The sequence below is a fragment of the Inquilinus sp. genome (assembly GCF_039594555.1).
Lineage (GTDB): Bacteria > Pseudomonadota > Alphaproteobacteria > DSM-16000 > Inquilinaceae > Inquilinus.
This window is the reverse complement of record NZ_JBCNNF010000519.1, coordinates 1-4,200: the sequence shown is the minus strand read 5'-3', so window position 1 is coordinate 4,200 and position 4,200 is coordinate 1. Positions and strand designations below refer to the sequence as shown.

Annotated in this window: 4 protein-coding genes; 1 reads left to right on the top strand and 3 read right to left on the bottom strand. The window is 71.9% G+C overall.

All coding sequences use genetic code 11. The annotated features are described in order from the left end of the window. The 3 genes from ABDW35_RS33120 to ABDW35_RS33110 all read right to left on the bottom strand — a co-directional run. Positions 1-359: ATP phosphoribosyltransferase regulatory subunit (locus tag ABDW35_RS33120; protein ID WP_343718110.1), on the bottom strand; the 359-nt coding region annotated here is incomplete at its 3' end. Positions 360-431: 72 nt separating this feature from the next. Then, positions 432-1,682: a trypsin-like serine protease gene (locus tag ABDW35_RS33115; protein WP_343718109.1), complete on the bottom strand. Its 1,251-nt coding sequence runs from the start codon at positions 1,680-1,682 to the stop codon at positions 432-434. Between the two features lie 3 nt (positions 1,683-1,685). Beyond that, a complete protein-coding gene (locus tag ABDW35_RS33110) occupies positions 1,686-2,840 on the bottom strand; it encodes a trypsin-like serine protease (RefSeq protein ID WP_343718108.1) in 1,155 nt (384 codons plus the stop codon). A 159-nt stretch (positions 2,841-2,999) separates the two neighbouring features. On the opposite strand from ABDW35_RS33110, the gene ABDW35_RS33105 reads away from it, so the two are divergent. After that, positions 3,000-3,845, top strand: a complete 846-nt coding sequence (locus ABDW35_RS33105) for a neutral zinc metallopeptidase (RefSeq protein ID WP_343718107.1) — start codon at positions 3,000-3,002, stop codon at positions 3,843-3,845. Positions 3,846-4,200 lie beyond the last annotated feature (355 nt).

Genomic DNA, 4,200 nt, shown 5'->3' with positions numbered 1-4,200 from the left:
CGCGGCGAATGCGGCCGGCGCTGGACGCCGCGCGCGTGTCGGACTATCGTGTCGCCGCCAGCATTCATCCGACCGCCCATGCTTTCCGACACCCCTTTTGCTCCGCACCCGGCGCGCAGGCCCAGCATGCGGCTGCCCATCGGGTCCATCAGGCGGAAGGTGTGGCGCGCCATGCTGGCGCCGACGCCGGACAGCAGCGTGTCCTCGAACTCGACCAGCGGCGGCTTGACCCGGTCGAAGCCGTGGCCGCCGAGGACGGCCATCATGCGTTCGATCACCGCCGCTTCCTGCGCCGCGTCGGGCGGAAGGACGTCGTAGAAGCCTTCGGGCAGAAGGGCGGTGTTGGGTGCGTCGGTCATGACGTGCCGCACGCTAGGGCCTTCGCGCCCCCGGCGCAACGGCGAAGGCGGCCCGATCCCCCCGTCCTGCGCTCACCCCCCATGCGCCGACAGGTACTTCGCCAGCGTGTCGGCGAAGGCGCGGCTGTCGACGGCGAGATAGGCGTTGTCCTTGCCGCCGTCGCGGAAGAAGCGGGTGACCACGGCGACGATGGCGTAGCCGCCCTTCTCCTTGGTGAAGATCGGGCCGCCGCTGTCGCCCTTGGTCATGTCGCAGTCATGCTTCATCGTGTGGTCGCGGCGCAGCGACAGGGCGTGGCAGCCGCTATGCGCCGTCATCCGGTCCGGTGCGTCCCAGGCATAGCCGGCCAGGACCAGCGGCAGCCAGCGCCCGGCCGCGATCCGCGCCTCGTCATCGGCGGTCAGCCGGTGCACCACCATGGTGCCGGCCCGGTCGCCGATATCGGCGTCGAGCAGGACGATCGCCCAGTCCGAGCCGTAATCGGCGCGCTCATCCTCCTCCCGGTCGGTGTCTGGGCGATAGCCCGGCGCCAGGGTGACCGCGGCGATGCCGGCCTCCGCCACCACGTCGTCGCCGTCGCGGCCGGCGCGGAAGCCGCTCGGCGTGTCGCGGTCGCCGCCCTCGCGGAAGAAGCAATGCGCCGCGGTCAGCACCACCCGGCGGCCGACCAGCGTGCCGGTGCAGGTGCCGCCGCTGTCGAAGGCGATCTCGCCGACCGCGGACCAGGGCATGCGGTCGGGCCGGACCATGCGGCGGTCGTCATGGCCGAAGAAATGGTCGCGGATGCCGGGGATGGTGTCGCGGCCCAGGCAGTCTGCCGTGTCGGTGCGGGCATCGCAGCGGCCGGTGCCGATGCCCGGCTCGTCGCAGACATCGTCGAAGGCGGTGGCGCAGCTGTTGATGTGGTTGCGCCGGGAATAGAACGGCCGGCAGTCGCCGAGGTCGGTGCCGTCCGGGCAGACGCCGGTGCCGATGCCGGGCTCGTCGCAGGCGCCGTCATGCGCCCAGTAGCAGCTGTCGTTGCCGCCCGTGCTCAGCGCCCGGCAATCGGTGCTGTCGGTGCCGGCGTCGCATTCGCCGGTGCCGATCCCGGGCTCGTCGCACTGGCCGTCGAAGGCCCAGCGGCAGCTGTTGTTGCCGATCTTGACGGCGGCGCAATCGGCATCGTCGGTGTCCGCCGCGCACTCGCCGGAGCCGCCGAAGCGCTGCTCGTCGCAGGTGCCGTCCCCGGCCCAGCGGCAGCTGTCGTCGGCCCAGGCCGAGGGGGCCATCGCCGGCCCGGCCAGGACCAGCACGGCCAGTGCCGCGAGGAGGCCCCTCACCGCTCAGCCGCCATGGACGGAGACGTATTTGGCCACGGCCTTCTCGAAGGCCCGGCTGTCGACCGCGAGATAGGCCGAGCGGCTGCCGTCGTCGCCGCCGTAGAAGCGGGTGACGACGGCGACGATGGCGTAGCCGCCCGCCTGCTTGACGAAGATCGGCGAGCCGCTGTCGCCCTTGGTCATGTCGCAGTCGTGCAGCAGCGTGCCGTCGTCGCGCAGCGAGACGATGCGGCAGCCGACATGCTCGGTCATCCGGTCCGGCGCATCCCAGGAATAGCCGCCCTGCATCACCCGCTCCCACCGCCCGGCGGCGATCTCGGCCCGGTCCTCCGGCTTCAGCCGGTGCACGGCCATGGTGCCGGTGATGTCGCCGATATCGGCGTCCAGCTCGATCAGCGCCCAGTCGAGATTGTACCAGGACTCGCCGCCATGGCCGCGCCCCTCGCGGAAGCCGGGCGGCAGGTAGAAACCGGCCACCCCGGCCTGCGCCACCTGGGCCGACCCGGCGCGGCCGGCGCGGAAGCGGCGCGGCTTGTCCAGCGTGTCGTCGTCGCGCATGAAGCAATGGGCCGCGGTCAGCACCACCCGCCGGCCGACCATGGTGCCGGAGCAGGAGCCGTGGTCGAAGGTCAGCTCCCCGATCGCGCTCCAGGGCATGCGGTCCACCTCGGCGAGGCGGCGGTGGTCGTGGCCAAAGAAATGGTCGCGGATCCCGGCCGGGGTGTCGCGGCCGAGGCAGTCTGCGGTGTCGCTGCGCGGAGCGCAGCGGCCGGTGCCGGTCACCGGCTCGTCGCAGATGTCGTCGAAGGCGCTGGCGCAGCTGTTGCTGCGGTTGCGCCGGGCGTAGAGCGGCCGGCAGTCGGTGACATCGGTGCCGTCGGCGCAGACGCCGGTGCCGATGTTCGGCTCGTCGCAGCTGTGGTCGTTGGCCCAGCGGCAGCTGTCGTTGCCGCCCGCCCGGATCGCCCGGCAATCCGCGGTGTCGGTGCCGGGGGCGCAGTCGCCGCTGCCGATCAGCGGCTCGTCGCAGCGGTTGTCGAAGGACCAGCGGCAGCTGTTCTGGCCGGGCTTGGCGCCGGCGGCCGTGGCGGCAGGCACGCCGCCGCAGAGGCAGAGGGCCATCCAGGCCGCCAGCAGGCGCGAGATCGGGACAGGCATGCCGGGACCGGGAGGCATCCGAAGCGAGACGATTCCGCATCCTAGGCAGGATCCCGCGGCGAAACGATGGCGGATCGCGCAATCGATCTACCTCCCTTAGGATGGAACCCGACAGACCGCCGCGGGTTGTCCCGGGCGCATCAGGGGAGAGAGACGGCGATGCGTTGGCAGGATCTGAGGCGCAGCAGCAATGTCGAGGACCGGCGCGGCATGCGCCCGGCCGCGGTCGGCGGCGTGGGCGGCATTGGCGCCATCGTCATCGTGCTGGTGGCGCTGTTCTTCGGCGTCGACCCTTCGGCCCTGCTGCAGCAGGTCGACCCCGGCCCGTCCCAGACGGAGACCGCCTCCGGCCCGTCCAGCGCGGCGCCGGACGAGATGTCCCAGTTCCTCGCCGCCGTGCTCGGCAGCACCGAGGACACCTGGGGCGCGGTGTTCCAGGAGGCCGGCAGCCGCTACGCGCCGCCGAAGCTGGTGCGGTTCAGCGGCGCCACCCGCTCCGCCTGCGGCTCGGCCAGCGCGGCGATGGGGCCGTTCTACTGCCCGGCCGACCGGATGGTCTATATCGACACCGATTTCTTCGACGAGCTGAGCCGCCGCTTCGGCGCGCCCGGCCAGTTCGCCGAGGCCTATGTGGTGGCGCATGAGGTCGGCCACCATGTGCAGAACCTGCTCGGCATCATGGACAAGGTCGGCCAGCTGCGCGGCCGCGGCGGCGACAGCAACGCCCTGTCGGTGCGGGTCGAGCTGCAGGCCGACTGCTTCGCCGGGGTCTGGTCCAAGCGCGGCGACCAGCAGGGCCATTTCCTGGAGCCAGGCGACATCGAGAGCGCGATGCGTGCCGCCGCCGCGGTCGGCGACGACGCGCTGCAGAAGCAGAGCCAGGGCTATGTCGTGCCCGACAGCTTCACCCATGGCAGCTCGGACCAGCGGGTGCGCTGGTTCCGCCGCGGCTATGACAGCGGCAACCCGACGACCTGCGACACCTTCTCGGCGCAGACGCTGTAGGCTTCGGCCAGGCCGACGCCCCCTCACCCTCCCGTCGCCGACGCGACGGGCCCCTCCCTCTCCCCTCGGGAGAGGGAAAAAGTGCGGTGCTGCCATACCTCTCCCCAGGGAGAGGTCGAAATCGCGCAGCGATTTCGGGTGAGGGGGTGGCTCCGACCTATCCGCCCGCCCCTTCCTCATCCGGTGTCGGGAAGGTCCGGCGTCGCGAAGCAATTATAGGGATCGATGCCGAGGGACCGGCAGAGGCGCCGGGCGACGGTCTGGGTGGTCTCGGTGTCGAGCCATTCGGTGACGTCGGTCTCCTGCAGCCGGGCCGCCAGCCCGGCCCGGATCCCCGGGATCCGGCCGGGGATAT

Excerpts from the sequence above, each read along its gene's own strand:
- ABDW35_RS33105 (WP_343718107.1), top strand. The coding sequence starts at position 3,000 with ATGCGTTGGCAGGATCTGAGGCGCAGCAGCAATGTCGAGGACCGGCGC.
- ABDW35_RS33110 (WP_343718108.1), bottom strand. The coding sequence starts at position 2,840 with ATGCCTGTCCCGATCTCGCGCCTGCTGGCGGCCTGGATGGCCCTCTGC.